The following is a 15,393-nucleotide window of genomic DNA, read 5'->3' on the forward strand; positions in this document are numbered from 1 at the left end:
GTCATCGCCGCCCGGTGTATCCGCTATGCGTTTGACCAGCTTTGAATCGCGTCAACGTCATCCAGGTTTCCGTGAGTCACCTGATACGATTTTTTCAAAATCACATCGGTATGCTGCGTTAACTCCCTGAAAATCCCTTTATTTAACGCCTCATAACGACTGGCGTTTTGTTCAACCGGCATAAACACATCTTTTACCCGAACCATATTTTCGATGGCCGCCTCGTAGGAAGGATACAGGCCTAATCCTACCGCCGTGTTGATTGCGGCGCCGAGGCTGGCGCAGCCGTTAATGGCGTTGCGTCGAGCCGGCAGGTTGAACACATCGGCAAAGATTTGCATAAACAGGTCGCTGTTCGAACCCCCGCCGGTAATGATGATGTGTTTAGCGAAATGGTTCATTTCATTGCACATGTTGTCGTAGTTATTTTTCAACGTCAGCGCAACGCTCTCCAGAATCGAGCGGTAAATCCACGCATAGTCCATGCTGGAGTCAAAGCCGATCATAATGCCGCGTTTGTAAGGCTCCCATGGGTTAGTCAGCCAGTCCAGCACGGTCATCAGGCCGTTACAGCCTGGAGGGACGACTGAGGCTTTTTTATTGAGCAGATCCTCTGGCGAAAGTCCCTGCGCTTTGGCGTCCTGAATCAAGGATTCGCCCAGCATGTCCCGCAGCCAACTGACCGTCCACATCCCCTTACGAATGCCGTAGCCTTCATATAGCAGCGTTTCAGGAATAGAGGACATAATTGGCCAATACGCCACAGGATCCTTCGGCAATTGCTTACCATTCATCATCAGAGCGATATAGGTACCTAATGAGATCACCGCTGTTTCATCATCCAGCAGCCCTGCGCCAAGCGCTTCGACTGGCTTATCGCTGGTGGTGCAGACAACGGGCAAACCCGCCGGGAAGCCGGTGGCAAGAGCGGCCTGTTCAGTAAGATGACCTAAGATTGTCCCCGGCATCTGCACGTCAAAGAGCATGTGGCGCGGGATGTTAAACTTCTTCATCACCTCGTCATCATCGCTCCACGACCAGGTTTTATAATCCACTGGCCATTGACCAAAGTAGTTGGCGATATTGTCTTTGAACTCGCCGGTTAATCGGTGCGACAGATAACCGGAAAATGAGGTGACCCAGGCCACATCAGGATTGGTATGTTCATAAGGCCGGGTAACGCGGGCGTCCTGCCAGCTGATTAGCGGCTCCGCTGGCGTGCCGTCGGCTTTAAGCAGCGCGCGACAGCAGCGGATGGAGCCGAGTCCGATACCGACGATATCTTCGATACGGCCCGCAAACTGACTCATCAGATCTTTTCCGGCGAAGCATAAAGAGGTCCATAAATCATCGTCGGGATGTTCTGCGGTATCGGCATCCGGGGTGTGCATCGGCTGCAGAAGCCCTTTCCCTTCACAGACCACGTTTCCTTGCAGGTCGTACATCACGACTTTGGTGCTCTGGCTCCCGCCATCGATTCCAATGATGTATTTCTTTGACATTATTATTCTCCTTTAAATTTTCATCATCACTCGCCGGTTGTTTCAGCGGCCAGCGATGTCTCGTTTTCTGGTGTGGCGTCGGCACTGCGTATTTTCCTGAACAGCAGGAAGGTAAAGAGGATCACCATGCACAGCGCGGCTAAGCCCATCAGCCACATATTGCGATAGGCTTCTTCGGCAGGAAGGGTGTCCTGCCAGTGGCCGACAATCGGATAGACAAAAACGTCGGGCAGGAAGCCGATCACCGAGCAGATCCCGACGGTGGTTCCCATGATGTAGTTGGGCGTTCTGGCTTCGCCGGGGCAGGCCCAGTAGAGCCCGCGAGAGGCGTAGCAGGTAAAGCCCAGCAGCAGAATCAGGCCGATCCCCATGGCGACGGACTGCGGATTTGAGTTGGTTGCCAGCAGCGCGATAAGCGCCAGCACCCCAACGATCGACAGCAGTTGAATGACGCGGGTTGGCGATTTCACCTTGCTATACGTGGTAATAATGCCGCCCAGCGGGCCGCAGATGGCGCGGAAGATTTTGTTGATCACGATCCCCATATAGCTCGCGGCCACCAGCGACATACCGTACATTTCGGTCAGGTAGTTGGTGGAGTAGCTGAGGATGGCGTAGATAGTAAAGACGCCAAAAATTACCATGCTGCAGTACCAGGTGGTACTAATACGCAGAACGGCGAGAATATCGCTTAGCTGGAACGATTTTTTCTCTTCTTTCGCGGCGTTGCTGTGCTGAGGGGCATCGCTGACAAAGAACCAGCACAGTATTCCCAACAGGATATAAACCACGCTGTAGATAATGATTACCGTCTTCAGGCTGTTGCTGTCATCAGGTTCGAAGCGGGAAAATGCCCACATGGTAAATACCGCCAGCGACATCACGCCCACGCCGCGTAGCCCCTCCATCCAGCCCATGATTTTTCCCTGCTCGCTATGGTCGCCAAGCAGAGAAGCGGCTTTAATTGACACCGACCACAGCATCAGAATCGTGGTGATAGCAAAGGCGACCTGAATACAAAGCATGACCCACAGCGGCGGATAAGTGGCCATTAATAAACCCAGCAGGCCGGTAATAATCATTGCTGAAGTAATCATTTTGCGATGGGAGAATTTATCGGCAATAACCCCGCTGGGTGCGTAAAGAATAATCGCAGCGATACCAAATGTGCTCATAATTAAGCCTATTTCGGTATTGCTGAATCCCATAAATTTTGCCATAGGGATTTGGTAAATATATCGCAAATAGGCAAGGTCAAAGCTGACGCCGCCGCTAAAACTAATAATGGCAAGCGTTATCCAACGGCGATATGAAGTCTGTTGCATATCGTGATCTCATTTTAAATATACCCTTCATACTTCAAGTTGCTGATGCGTTGGCTGCGTTCACTCACCCGAATCACTTACTACAGTAAGCTCATCGGGATTCGTTAACTTGCCGCCTTCCTGCAACTCGAATTATTTTTGGTATAGACGAAAAAAAGAGAAAAGTAAACCCGCCTTGTTCAGGTGGATTACTTTTCTCAGGTCTCTAGTAATTGCGATTATAAATAACATGTCAGCGTGGGTTTTAGTGTGAGAATAATCACGCTTCGCAGTTTTACGCTTAATCGTGATACGAAACATTCATCTGTGATTACGATCACATTAGATGCTTAAGCGTTGTGCTAAAAATTTATCCCAGTTACCAGAGATAATGAGAAAGGTGACTTCCCTCTAGCGGGGGGAAGTTGCCTTTCTTTTTTTTTGCCTAAAAGAATTTGGAGCCAAACTATGTCGATCGAATCTCTTAATGCATTCTCAATGGATTTCTTCTCTCTGAAAGGTAAAACGGCGATTGTCACCGGCGGCAACAGCGGGCTGGGCCAGGCCTTTGCCATGGCGCTAGCGAAAGCCGGGGCAAACCTGTTTATCCCAAGCTTTGTGAAAGATAACGGCGAGACGAAAGAAATCATTGAAAAACAGGGTGTTGAGGTTGAGTTCATGCAGGTGGATATCACCGCGAAAGGCGCGCCTGAGAAGATTATCGCCGCCTGCTGCGAGCGCTTCGGCACGGTCGATATTCTGGTCAACAACGCCGGGATTTGTAAGCTGAATAAGGTGCTGGACTTCGGCCGTGCGGACTGGGATCCGATGATTGATGTTAACCTGACGGCGGCTTTTGAACTGAGCTATGAAGCGGCCAAAATAATGATCCCGCAAAATAGCGGGAAAATTATTAACATTTGTTCTTTATTCTCTTATCTTGGCGGCCAATGGTCACCGGCTTATTCTGCAACCAAACATGCGCTTGCTGGCTTCACTAAGGCATATTGTGATGAGCTAGGTCAATATAATATTCAGGTTAACGGCATCGCCCCTGGTTATTATGCAACCGATATTACATTAGCTACCCGCAGCAATCCTGAAACTAACCAGCGTGTGCTGGATCATATTCCGGCAAATCGTTGGGGTGATACTCAGGACTTAATGGGGGCAGCCGTATTTTTAGCCAGTCAGGCATCAAATTATGTTAACGGTCACTTGTTAGTTGTCGATGGTGGTTACCTGGTACGTTAATTTGTAACCGGTGGTTTCTGTTTCTATTTATTATATTACACAATATCATTCAAGATGCAGCTTGAAGGGTGGCGTGTATATTCCGAATTAATTATCAGGAAGGAATTACTATGTCTTTATCCCGTGAAGCGATTGTTGACCAATTAAAAGAAATTGTCGGCTCCGATCGCGTTATTACTGATGAAAGCGTTTTAAAACGAAACAGTATTGACCGCTTTCGTAAATATGCGGACATCCATGGCGTCTTTACCCTGCCGCTGCCTGCCGCAGTGGTTAAGTTAGGCTCGACCGAACAGGTTTCCAACGTGCTGGCGTTTATGAACCAGCATAAGATCAACGGTGTTCCGCGTACCGGCGCATCTGCGACCGAAGGCGGACTGGAAACCGTGGTGGAGAATTCTGTGGTGCTGGACGGCGCCGGGATGAACCAAATCCTCAATGTCGATATTGAAAATATGCAGGCGACCGCGCAGTGCGGGGTACCGTTAGAAGTACTGGAAAATGCGCTGCGCGCCAAAGGCTACACCACCGGGCACTCACCGCAGTCTAAACCGCTGGCGCAGATGGGCGGCCTGGTGGCCACCCGCAGCATTGGTCAATTCTCCACGCTGTATGGCGCAATTGAAGATATGGTGGTCGGCCTTGAGGCCGTGCTGGCGGACGGTACCGTCACCCGCATCAAAAACGTCCCGCGCCGCGCCGCCGGCCCGGACATTCGGCACATCATTATCGGTAACGAAGGCGCGCTGTGCTATATCACTGAAGTGACGGTGAAAATCTTCAAGTTCACCCCGGAAAATAACCTGTTTTACGGCTATATCCTCGACGACATGAAGGTCGGGTTCAACATCCTGCGTGAAGTGATGGTGGAAGGATATCGCCCGTCAATTGCTCGCCTGTACGATGCGGAAGATGGTACCCAGCATTTTACTCACTTTGCCGACGGCAAATGCGTACTGATCTTTATGGCGGAGGGTAACCCGCTGATGGCGAAAGCGACCGGGGAAGGGATCGCGGAAGTCGTTGCGCGCTATCCGCAGTGCCAGCGCGTGGACAGTAAGCTTATCGAAAACTGGTTTAATCACCTGAACTGGGGTCCGGAAAAAGTGGCCGCCGAGCGCGTGCAGATCCTGAAAACCGGCAATATGGGCTTCACCACTGAAGTTTCAGGCTGCTGGAGCTGTATCCACGAGATCTATGAAAGCGTGATCCACCGTATTCGTACCGAATTCCCGCACGCCGACGATATCACTATGCTGGGCGGCCACTCATCTCATAGCTATATGAACGGTACCAACATGTACTTCGTTTATGACTACAACGTGGTGGACTGCAAGCCGGAAGAGGAGATCGATAAGTACCACAATCCGCTGAACAAGATTATCTGCGAAGAGACGATTCGCCTTGGCGGCTCTATGGTGCATCACCACGGCATTGGCAAACATCGCGTTCACTGGAGCAAGCTGGAGCACGGCAGCGCATGGCCGCTGCTGGAAGGGCTGAAAAAGCAGTTTGATCCCAACGGTATCATGAATACCGGAACGATTTACCCGATTGAGAAGTAGCTAGTTATACGCAAAATCATTCGCGTTGCATCAAGGCGGCAAGTGAATAAGTCTCCAGGAGCGTACAAAAGTACGTGACTGGGGCTTATGAACGTAGCCAACGAAGAGGCAGCGTGAAGGATGACGCGTATAAGCGGCTTCTCAATTGGGAAGCCACTCTTTTACCGGACCATGAAGGGGTAGAAATGAACACTTCACCGGTGCGAATGGATGATTTACCGCTAAACGGCTTCCACTGCCGCATTGCCGCGCTGACTTTTGGCGCACATCTTGTTGATGGCTATGTCCTCGGCGTCATCGGTTACGCCATTATTCAGCTCACCCCCGCCATGCAGCTGACGCCTTTTATGGCCGGCATGATCGGCGGTGCCGCGCTATTGGGGCTTTTTATCGGCAGCCTGATTCTGGGATGGGTTTCGGATCACATTGGTCGCCAGAAAATTTTCAACTTCAGCTTTGTGCTGATTACCGTCGCTTCCTTTCTGCAGTTTTTCGCCACCACGCCAGAGCAGCTTATTGGCTTGCGCATCCTGATAGGATTCGGCCTCGGTGGGGATTACTCCGTGGGCCACACGCTGTTGGCCGAATTCTCGCCGCGTCGGCACCGGGGAATTTTGCTCGGCGCATTTAGCGTGGTATGGACCGTCGGCTACGTTCTGGCAAGCCTGGCTGGGCACCACTTTATTACGGAAAACCCTGATGCCTGGCGCTGGCTGCTGGCATCGTCTGCTCTACCGGCGCTAGTCATCACGCTGCTGCGCTGGGGAACGCCGGAATCGCCGCGCTGGCTGATGCGTCAGGGGCGGTTCGCTGAAGCGCACGCCGTGGTGCACCGCTGTTTTGGTATGCACGTACAACTGGGCGATGAGGTGACGAAAGAGACCAATAAACATATCAGGACCCTGTTCTCATCGCGCTACTGGCGGCGCACGGCCTTTAATAGCATCTTCTTTGTTTGCCTGGTGATCCCCTGGTTCGTTATCTACACCTGGCTGCCGACGATTGCGGAAACCATTGGCCTTGAAGATGCGTTAACTGCCAGCCTGTTGCTGAATGCGCTACTGATCGTTGGTGCGCTGCTGGGCCTGGTATTAACTCATCTGCTGGCCCATCGCCATTTCCTGCTCGGCAGCTTTTTGCTGCTGGCGGCGACATTAATTGTGATGGCCTGCTTACCGACCGGCAGCCACTGGACGCTGCTGCTTTTTGTCTTATTCAGTACCACGATTTCGGCGGTCAGTAATCTGGTGGGGATTTTACCGGCGGAAAGCTTTCCCACCGACATTCGCTCGCTGGGCGTGGGATTCGCCACCGCCATGAGCCGACTCGGCGCCGCAATCAGCACCGGCCTGCTGCCCTGGACTCTGGCGCAATGGGGGATGACGGTGACGCTGCTGCTATTAGCCGGGGTATTGCTTATTGGCTTTGTGGTGACCTGGCTATGGGCACCGGAGACCAAAGCGCTGCCGCTGGTGGCGGCTGGAATCGGCGACCAACGACAAGGAGGTAAAAATGAACATTCTATTGGCGTTTAAGCCGGAGCCTGATGCCAGCATGCTGGCAGAAAAGGACTGGCAGGCTGCCGCGCTGGGTACCTGCGGGCCGGATGTTTCGCTATTGCGTAGCGCGATCGGCGCCGATGAACAGGCCGCCGCCGCGCTGCTGCTGGCCCAGCGCGGTGCGGGCTGCGAGATGACCCTGACTGCATTAAGCATTGGCGATGAGCGCGCGCTGCACTGGCTACGCTATTTTGCCGCGTTAGGCTTTGAGCGGCAGGTGCTGCTTGAGGAGGCTGGAGACCTGCGATTTGCGCCGTCGTTTATTGCCGGGCAGCTTGCTGACTGGCAGCGCAGCCATGCTTCGGAACTGATTGTCACCGGCTGTCAGAGCAGCGAGGGGCAGAATGGGCAAACGCCGTTTCTTCTGGCGGAAATGCTCAACTGGCCCTGTTTTACCCAGGTTGAACGCTTTACGCTTGAGCCACCTTTTATCGTCATCGAGCAGCGAACGACATCCGGTATTCGCCGCTGTCAGGTGCGCCTGCCTGCGGTGATTGCCGTCAGGCAGTGCGGCGAAGTGGCGCTGCCGGTTCCCGGTATGCGCCAGCGCCTGGCGGCGGCAAAGGCGGAGGTTGCGCGCCAGGTGGTGACCGTTGAGGCGACGCCTGCAATTCAGTGTTTGCGCCTGATTCGCCCGGAACAGCGGCGCTGCGCGGAGATTATCGAAGGGGCAACGGCACAGGAGAAAGCCAGGAGCCTATGGGAGAACTATCTACGCCAGAGGATGCAGCCATGAAGATAGCTATGGTGATGACTGACGGTGAGAGCGCCGCGATGAGTCACTGGCTGGCGACCGCCGGCCTCGGCGAGGCAGAGCTGGAACGCTGGATTATTGATGCCGAACCGGAGGTGGCTGAACAGCTTCTTGCTGCGCTGGTCGCCCAGTGGCGGCAGACGCCGGTCGATATGTTGATATTCCCGGCGGGTATGCTGGGCGATGCGCTGGCAACCAGGCTGGCCTGGCGTTTACAGGGCGGCTGCGTGTGTCAGGTGCTGGCAGTGAATACGCCAGAGGGGCGAGTGACGAAGTCTCACTGGGGCAATGCGCTGATTGCGACGCTGGAGGTGGCGGCCAAGCCGCTTTGCCTGTCGCTGGCGCGCCGGCCCGGCGTTCATACGTCTATCGATTTTCCTGCCGATATAACGACTCGTCATATTACGCCAGCGGCGTTACCTGGCTGGCTAATCAGCGTTGAAAGCGTCGAGCGTTCGGGCACCCATCCCTTGCAGGAGGCGAAGCGGGTGCTGGTGGTTGGGCAGGGTGGCGAGGGCGTCGATGCCGATAGCATTGCGGCGCTGGCGCACGGTCTGGGGGCGGAAGCGGGCTACAGCCGCGCGCGGGTGATGAACGGCGGCTACGATGCCGAACGGCTGATTGGTATCTCCGGCCATTTGCTGGCTGCGGATGTTTGTATTGTCGCGGGCGCATCGGGGGCGGCGGCGCTGATGGCAGGAGTCAGAGATAGCCGGTTTATCGTGGCTGTCAATCGTGACCCCAGCGCTCCGGTATTTACCCAGGCGGATGTCGGCATTGTGGATGATTGGCCCGAGGTACTTGAAGCGCTGGAGGTCTGCGCTGACCTTTTGCCGGATGGCGGCTAACGCCTTATCCGGCCTACGGATTTGTGCGGTTTGTCGTTCAGGTAGCCCGGGTTAGGCGTTTACGCCGCGACCCGGGAACAAAGCCGATAAATTAATTAAGCTGCTTCGCTAATTTCCAGACCGTGGTATTGGTGGTTGACAGGGCCGCGACGCCAGCCTTCATCGCATTACGCGCATCTTCCTCATCGCAGACCAGCCCGCCGGCTATCAGCGGCTGGCGGATTTTCTCCGTCACCCACCCCAGGACTTTCGGCATACAGCCCGGCAGGATTTCAATGCAATCAGGATTAGACTGCGCCACCTGCTTATCAATATTGTGAAAGGAGATGGAGTCGACGATAAACAGGCGATGAATACAGAAAAAACCTTCCGCTCTGGCCGCTTTTAGCATCGGCGCTTTGGTACTGATGATACCGTCCGCTTCGGTAACCAGCTTCAAAAACTGAATCACCACTTCTTTATTGGACGCTCCCTCCAGCAGGTCGACGTGAACAAACGCATATTTACCGGCGTTTTTGATTTTCTTGACGATGTTGCTGATGGTGCAGATATTGCCGTACAGCACGGAGATAAACTGGCACTCGGAATCAATGGCCAATTGCAGGCTGGCGTTATCTTTAACGGCGGCAATGACCGGATTTTGTCGTAGCAGGTGTAGCAGGGGCATGATGTTTCCCTTGTAGATTTATTACCCAAAACGGAATGTAATTCCAAAACCTGAGTCAGGATAGCGCCATTCTTTGATAGTTGCCTCATCGCAGAGCAGTCGGCAGGTGCCGCACTCCAGACAGCCCCGGTAGTCAACGCGCAGCTCGCCTTCCGCTGTGCGTGAGAAAAGCCCGGCGGGGCAGGATTGAATCAGTAATTCGGCGATTTCCGGAGTCGGTGAAGCAGACGGAATAATATGCGGGCTGTCGGCGGGACGCCAGACGTTGCGGGCTACAGACATCGTAAACTCCTGAGCAGATCGCCTGCAAGATGGCGCAGGCCGTGACGACGAAGATGACGCCAGACTATCTGGCGCAGCGGCGGAACGGGGCGCTCGCCCTGTAGCCAAAGCTCGCGAGAGATATCCTCCATCAGCGCAGGCCACTGGCGATACCAGCCGGGACGCTGCAACAGTGCGGGCACGTGCTGGTAGCGCTGGAGAACCTCCCACAGCACGCTGCGCTCAATATCCCGATGATACTGCGGAAACAGGTTCTGCGGCGCGCTTTGCTGACAGGCGCGAATCAAGGTTTGCGCCGCCGCCTGAGCACCGATGAGCGCCATATCCATCCCGCGCACGGTAAAGCCGGTATTGATACAGGTGCGCAGCGCATCGCCAACCAGTAGCCAGCCGTCTCCGCCGTACTGCACGGGCATGCTATGCAGACCGCCTTCGGGCACCAGATGCGCACCATACTCCAGCGTTTCACTCCCACGTAGCAAAGGGCGCAGGGCCGGGTGTGATTTGAGATTCTCCAGCAGTTCAGAGGCCGGAGCCGCGCCTTTTCCCAGCGAGGAGAGCGGGCAAACAATGCCGAATGAGAGCGTATCCTGATTGGTATAAAGAAACGCGCCGCCGGGCAAATCCCCGCAGACGCCGCCGGTGAAGAGCATCGCGGCGCCTTCGTTACCTTCCAGGCGAAAGCGATCTTCCAGCGTTTTTTGCTCCAGCGCCAGCACCGCTTTAATCCCTAACGCCATTGACGATGGGGAAGGGCGAGGCACTAAACCATGCCGCTCCGCCAGCTCACTGTTAGCCCCTTCCGCCAGCACGACGTAGCGGGCGCGCAGGGTTTCGTTATCGCAAATAACGCCGCAGATCCGACCATTTTCGCGATACAGCGCCTCGACAGTCGCCCCGGTAATACACTGGACGCCTTCGGCTTCGGCCTGGCTCACAAACCACGGGTCAAAGCGGGCGCGCAGCAGGCTCCATGAGTCGCCGCCGGGCTGGAGGCTGGAATATGTCGTTGCGCCGTCGGCAGTCAGCAGAGCCAGGCTTTCCTGGGTGATGCGGCGTTCAAGCGGAGCGGATTGCTGAAAATGAGGAAGAAGTTCGGCAAGCGCATGGCAATACAGCCGCCCGCCGGAAAGATTTTTACTACCGGGAAGTTCGCCGCGTTCAAGCAACAGGACCGAAAGTCCTGCCCGCGCGCAGCGTAAAGCACAAGCGGTGCCGGCTATCCCTGCACCGATGATAATAATATCAAAATCGTCAGCCATATTGTGCCCCAGATATCCAGAGCGCATAAGCTAACATGACGTTATTTAAGGAATATTGACCGCCGACACAAACGCTTTAATCACTCGCCGCGATAGACGCAGCCCGCCGTGCAGGTCTCTTTAATCATCACCGCGCTCAGCAGCGGAACCAGAGGTTTCATCTGATCCCAAATCCATTTGGCCAGCACTTCGCTGGTCGGGTTCTCCAGTCCTGGAATATCGTTCAGGTAATAATGATCTAAACGATCGTAGGTCGGTTTAAACGCGGCTTTCAGCTCGGCAAAATCCATGATCCACCCGGTATGGGGATCGACTTCACCGGTAATCTCCAGGCGCACCATAAAAGAGTGACCGTGCAGGCGTCCGCACTTATGGCCTTCCGGTACGTGCGGCAGATGGTGAGCGGCTTCGAAGGTGAAATCTTTAAATAACGTGGTGGACATCTTTTATTCTCAATATGGCAAAAAAACCGCCGTAGGGTACCGGAAAGCATATTTTTTCGCATTAACTAAAACGGCCCTGAACAGAAAATGGACACATTCATCTGGTTTATTGAAAATAAATTATTATATATCATAGAGTTATTTAATCGATTTTGTTGTTAATAACTATAACTAAAACAGGTTAGTCCATTTGGTTATTTGTTATTTCCATCCCTTCTTTAATTGTTACTATTTGCACCGTTACCCTAATACTCGTCATACTTCGAGCCGCATGTGCGTTGGCTTCACTCGCTCACCCCAGTCACTTACCTGAGTAAGCTCCTGGGGTTCGTTCACTTGCCGCCTTCCTGCAACTCGAATTATTTAGAGTATTTTCATCTCTTTTGTTTGGCGCGATTTAGGCGCGAAAAACAGCTTTGCTTACTGGAACATAACGACGCATGACGACACAGGCCCCACCTTCCAATTTGCTACCGCTGAGTCCGGAGCAAATGGCGCGCCTTCAGGCGGCCACGACTGACTTCACGCCCACCCAGCTGGCCTGGGTTTCCGGCTATTTTTGGGGCGTGCTGAACCAGCAGCCCGGCGCGGCGGTGAACGCCCCCGTTCAGGCGGCAGAAGTTCCGTCCATCACCCTGATTTCGGCATCGCAAACCGGCAACGCCCGCCGCGTCGCTGAAGCGCTGCGTGACGATCTGCAGGCCGCGCAGTTGAACGTGAAGCTGGTTAACGCCGGCGACTATAAATTCAAACAAATTGCCGCCGAAAAACTGCTGGTTGTGGTGACGTCTACTCAAGGCGAAGGTGAGCCGCCGGAAGAAGCCGTCGCGCTGCATAAGTTCCTGTTTTCGAAGAAAGCGCCGAAGCTGACCGATACCGCGTTTGCCGTATTTGGCCTTGGCGATACTTCCTATGAATTCTTCTGCCAGTCCGGCAAGGATTTTGATAACAAGCTGGCCGAACTGGGCGGTGAACGCCTGCTCGATCGGGTTGACTCTGATGTGGAATACCAGGCCGCCGCCGCCGAATGGCGCGCCCGCGTGGTTGACGTGCTGAAAGCCCGCGCACCTGCTGCCGCGCCGTCCCAACAGGTGGCCAGCGGGGCGGTGAATGAGATTCACACCAGCCCGTATACCAAAGAAGCGCCGCTGACCGCGACGCTCGCCGCGAATCAAAAAATCACCGGTCGCGATTCAGAAAAAGATGTGCGCCATATTGAAATCGACCTCGGTGACTCCGGCCTGCGCTACCAGCCGGGCGATGCGCTGGGCGTCTGGTACCAGAACGATCCGGCTCTGATTAAAGAGCTGGTGGAGCTGCTGTGGCTGAAGGGTGATGAACCAGTGACGGTTGATGGCAAAACCCTGCCGCTTGCCGAAGCGCTGGAGTGGCACTTCGAACTGACGGTCAACACCGGAAATATCGTCGAAAACTATGCCACCTTAACCCGCAGCGAGTCTCTGCTGCCGCTGGTGGGCGATAAGGCGCAGCTGCAACATTACGCCGCGACCACGCCGATCGTTGACATGGTGCGTTTCTCTCCGGCACAGCTGGATGCTCAGGCGCTAATCGATCTGCTGCGTCCGCTGACGCCGCGCCTGTACTCTATCGCCTCTTCGCAGGCGGAAACTGAAAACGAAGTGCACGTCACCGTTGGCGTGGTTCGCTATGATATCGAGGGCCGCGCCCGTGCTGGTGGAGCCTCCGGCTTCCTTGCTGACCGCGTTGAAGAGGATGGCGAAGTTCGCGTCTTTATTGAGCATAACGATAACTTCCGTCTGCCAGCCAACCCGCAAACGCCGGTTATCATGATTGGTCCGGGCACCGGCATCGCGCCGTTCCGCGCCTTTATGCAGCAGCGCGCGGCGGAAGGGGCTGAAGGCAAGAACTGGCTGTTTTTCGGCAACCCGCACTTTACTGAAGATTTCCTCTACCAGGTGGAGTGGCAAAGCTACGTCAAAGAGGGCGTACTGAGCCGCATCGACCTGGCCTGGTCTCGCGACCAAAAAGAAAAAGTATACGTACAAGACAAACTGCGCGAGCAGGGGGTTGAACTGTGGCGCTGGATTAACGACGGCGCCCATATTTATGTCTGCGGCGATGCCAATCGTATGGCAAAAGACGTTGAGCAGACGTTGCTGGAAGTGATTGCCGAATACGGCGCGATGGACGCCGAGGCGGCGGACGAATTTTTAAGTGAGCTGCGCGTAGAGCGCCGTTATCAGCGAGATGTCTACTAATGAGCGAAAAACATCCAGGCCCGCTGGTGGTCGAAGGTAAACTGGTCGATGCCGAGCGCATGAAGCTGGAAAGCAACTACCTGCGCGGCACCATTGCGGAAGATTTGAACGACGGCCTGACCGGCGGTTTTAAAGGCGATAACTTTCTGTTGATCCGCTTTCACGGCATGTATCAGCAGGATGACCGTGATATTCGCGCCGAGCGTGCGGCGCAGAAGCTGGAGCCGCGTCACGCGATGCTGCTGCGCTGCCGCCTGCCGGGCGGGGTGATCACCACTAAACAGTGGCAGGCGATCGATAAATTCGCCGCCGATAACACCATTTACGGCAGTATCCGTTTGACGAACCGTCAAACGTTTCAGTTCCACGGTATTCTGAAGAAAAACGTCAAACCGGTGCACCAGATGCTGCATTCGGTCGGGCTGGACGCGCTGGCGACCGCCAACGATATGAACCGTAACGTGCTGTGTACCTCTAACCCGAACGAGTCTCAGCTGCATGCTGAAGCCTACGAATGGGCGAAGAAGATCTCCGAGCATCTGCTGCCGCGCACCCGCGCTTATGCCGAGATCTGGTTGGATCAGAAGAAGGTCGCCACTACGGATGAGGAACCGATCCTCGGCCAGACCTATCTGCCGCGTAAGTTCAAAACCACCGTGGTGATCCCGCCGCAGAACGATATCGATCTGCACGCTAACGATATGAACTTCGTGGCGATTGCTGAAAACGGCAAGCTGGTGGGCTTTAACCTGCTGGTTGGCGGCGGGTTATCCATCGAGCACGGCAATAAGAAAACCTACGCTCGTACGGCGAGCGAGTTTGGCTACCTGCCGCTGGAGCATACTCTGGCGGTGGCGGAAGCGGTGGTGACCACCCAGCGCGATTGGGGTAACCGTACCGACCGTAAAAATGCCAAAACCAAATACACCCTGGAACGCGTTGGCGTCGAGACCTTCAAGGCGGAAGTAGAGCGCCGGGCAGGGATCAAGTTTGAGCCGATTCGCCCGTACGAATTTACCGGCCGCGGCGATCGCATCGGCTGGGTGAAAGGGATCGACAATAACTGGCATCTGACGCTGTTTATTGAGAATGGTCGTATTCTGGATTATCCGGGACGTCCGCTGAAAACCGGCCTGCTGAAAATTGCGAAGATCCACAAAGGGGAATTTCGCATTACGGCCAACCAGAACCTGATCATTGCCAGCGTTCCTGACGATCAGAAAGCGAAGATCGAGAAGCTGGCCCGCGATCATGGTCTGATGAACGCCGTCACGCCGCAGCGTGAAAACTCGATGGCCTGCGTGTCGTTCCCGACCTGCCCGCTGGCGATGGCCGAAGCCGAGCGTTTCCTGCCGTCGTTTATCGATAAAGTCGAGGCGGTGATGAGCAAGCACGGCGTTGGCGATGAACATATTGTTACCCGCGTGACCGGCTGCCCGAACGGCTGCGGCCGTGCGATGCTGGCGGAAGTGGGCCTGGTGGGTAAAGCGCCGGGGCGCTACAACCTGCACCTTGGCGGCAACCGCAGCGGGACGCGTATTCCGCGTATGTATCGGGAAAATATCACCGAGTCGGAAATTCTCGACTCGATTGACGAACTGGTAGGGCGCTGGGCGAAAGAGCGCGAAGCGGGTGAAGGCTTCGGCGACTTTACGGTGCGTGCGGGCATTATTCGCCCGGTGCTCGACCCAGCCCGGGATTTCTGGGAATAAC

13 protein-coding genes are annotated in these 15,393 nt (G+C 54.9%); 7 read left to right on the forward strand and 6 right to left on the reverse strand.

Annotated features, from left to right (window positions below; all coding sequences use genetic code 11):
* Positions 1–23: 23 nt before the first annotated feature.
* Both FN082_RS27255 and FN082_RS27260 read right to left on the reverse strand, forming a co-directional pair.
* Positions 24–1,502, reverse strand: coding sequence for an FGGY-family carbohydrate kinase (locus FN082_RS27255; RefSeq protein ID WP_139539591.1), 1,479 nt, complete (start codon positions 1,500–1,502; stop codon positions 24–26).
* A gap of 26 nt (positions 1,503–1,528) precedes the next feature.
* Positions 1,529–2,827, reverse strand: coding sequence for an MFS transporter (locus FN082_RS27260; RefSeq protein ID WP_139539590.1), 1,299 nt, complete (start codon positions 2,825–2,827; stop codon positions 1,529–1,531).
* Between the two features lie 447 nt (positions 2,828–3,274).
* Here FN082_RS27260 and FN082_RS27265 point away from each other — a divergent pair, with 447 nt between their 5' ends.
* The 5 genes from FN082_RS27265 to FN082_RS27285 all read left to right on the forward strand — a co-directional run bounded on the left by FN082_RS27265 (position 3,275) and on the right by FN082_RS27285 (position 8,786).
* Positions 3,275–4,060 carry an SDR family oxidoreductase gene (locus tag FN082_RS27265; protein WP_112213873.1) on the forward strand — a complete coding sequence of 262 codons (786 nt, stop codon included), beginning with the start codon at positions 3,275–3,277 and terminating at the stop codon, positions 4,058–4,060.
* Positions 4,061–4,170: 110 nt separating this feature from the next.
* A complete protein-coding gene (locus FN082_RS27270) occupies positions 4,171–5,625 on the forward strand; it encodes an FAD-binding oxidoreductase (protein ID WP_142982712.1) in 1,455 nt (484 codons plus the stop codon).
* A gap of 113 nt (positions 5,626–5,738) precedes the next feature.
* Positions 5,739–7,160 carry an MFS transporter gene (locus FN082_RS27275; RefSeq protein WP_371336301.1) on the forward strand — a complete coding sequence of 474 codons (1,422 nt, stop codon included), beginning with the start codon at positions 5,739–5,741 and terminating at the stop codon, positions 7,158–7,160.
* Positions 7,138–7,920, forward strand: coding sequence for an adenine nucleotide alpha hydrolase family protein (locus tag FN082_RS27280; RefSeq protein WP_139539588.1), 783 nt, complete (start codon positions 7,138–7,140; stop codon positions 7,918–7,920). The genes FN082_RS27275 and FN082_RS27280 overlap by 23 nt, the downstream gene beginning before the upstream one ends.
* The gene (locus FN082_RS27285; protein ID WP_139539587.1) at positions 7,917–8,786 is read left to right on the forward strand and encodes an electron transfer flavoprotein subunit alpha/FixB family protein; all 870 of its coding nucleotides are present in this window, start codon (positions 7,917–7,919) and stop codon (positions 8,784–8,786) included. The genes FN082_RS27280 and FN082_RS27285 overlap by 4 nt, the downstream gene beginning before the upstream one ends.
* A 91-nt stretch (positions 8,787–8,877) precedes the next feature.
* On the opposite strand, the gene FN082_RS27290 is transcribed toward FN082_RS27285, so the two are convergent.
* The 4 genes from FN082_RS27290 to queD form a co-directional block, all read right to left on the reverse strand.
* Entirely contained in the window at positions 8,878–9,453 is a 576-nt protein-coding gene (locus tag FN082_RS27290; RefSeq protein WP_112213869.1) for a glycerol-3-phosphate responsive antiterminator, read from the reverse strand.
* A gap of 21 nt (positions 9,454–9,474) precedes the next feature.
* Positions 9,475–9,735 carry a ferredoxin family protein gene (locus tag FN082_RS27295; RefSeq protein ID WP_139539586.1) on the reverse strand — a complete coding sequence of 87 codons (261 nt, stop codon included), beginning with the start codon at positions 9,733–9,735 and terminating at the stop codon, positions 9,475–9,477.
* Positions 9,726–10,997: an FAD-dependent oxidoreductase gene (locus tag FN082_RS27300; RefSeq protein ID WP_142982713.1), complete on the reverse strand. Its 1,272-nt coding sequence runs from the start codon at positions 10,995–10,997 to the stop codon at positions 9,726–9,728. The genes FN082_RS27295 and FN082_RS27300 overlap by 10 nt, the downstream gene beginning before the upstream one ends.
* 80 nt (positions 10,998–11,077) lie before the next feature.
* Positions 11,078–11,440 (reverse strand): 6-carboxytetrahydropterin synthase QueD, encoded by a 363-nt coding sequence (queD, locus tag FN082_RS27305; RefSeq protein WP_010434567.1) that lies wholly within the window; start codon positions 11,438–11,440, stop codon positions 11,078–11,080.
* 440 nt (positions 11,441–11,880) lie between these two features.
* Here queD and cysJ point away from each other — a divergent pair, with 440 nt between their 5' ends.
* Together cysJ and cysI are read left to right on the forward strand one after the other, a co-directional pair.
* Positions 11,881–13,680 (forward strand): NADPH-dependent assimilatory sulfite reductase flavoprotein subunit, encoded by a 1,800-nt coding sequence (gene cysJ, locus FN082_RS27310; RefSeq protein WP_142982714.1) that lies wholly within the window; start codon positions 11,881–11,883, stop codon positions 13,678–13,680.
* Entirely contained in the window at positions 13,680–15,392 is a 1,713-nt protein-coding gene (gene cysI / locus FN082_RS27315; protein ID WP_142463363.1) for an assimilatory sulfite reductase (NADPH) hemoprotein subunit, read from the forward strand. Before cysJ ends, cysI begins: the two co-directional genes overlap by 1 nt.
* Position 15,393: the final 1 nt, after the last annotated feature.

Origin of the sequence: Klebsiella spallanzanii (assembly GCF_902158555.1) — a bacterium.
Classification (GTDB): domain Bacteria; phylum Pseudomonadota; class Gammaproteobacteria; order Enterobacterales; family Enterobacteriaceae; genus Klebsiella; species Klebsiella spallanzanii.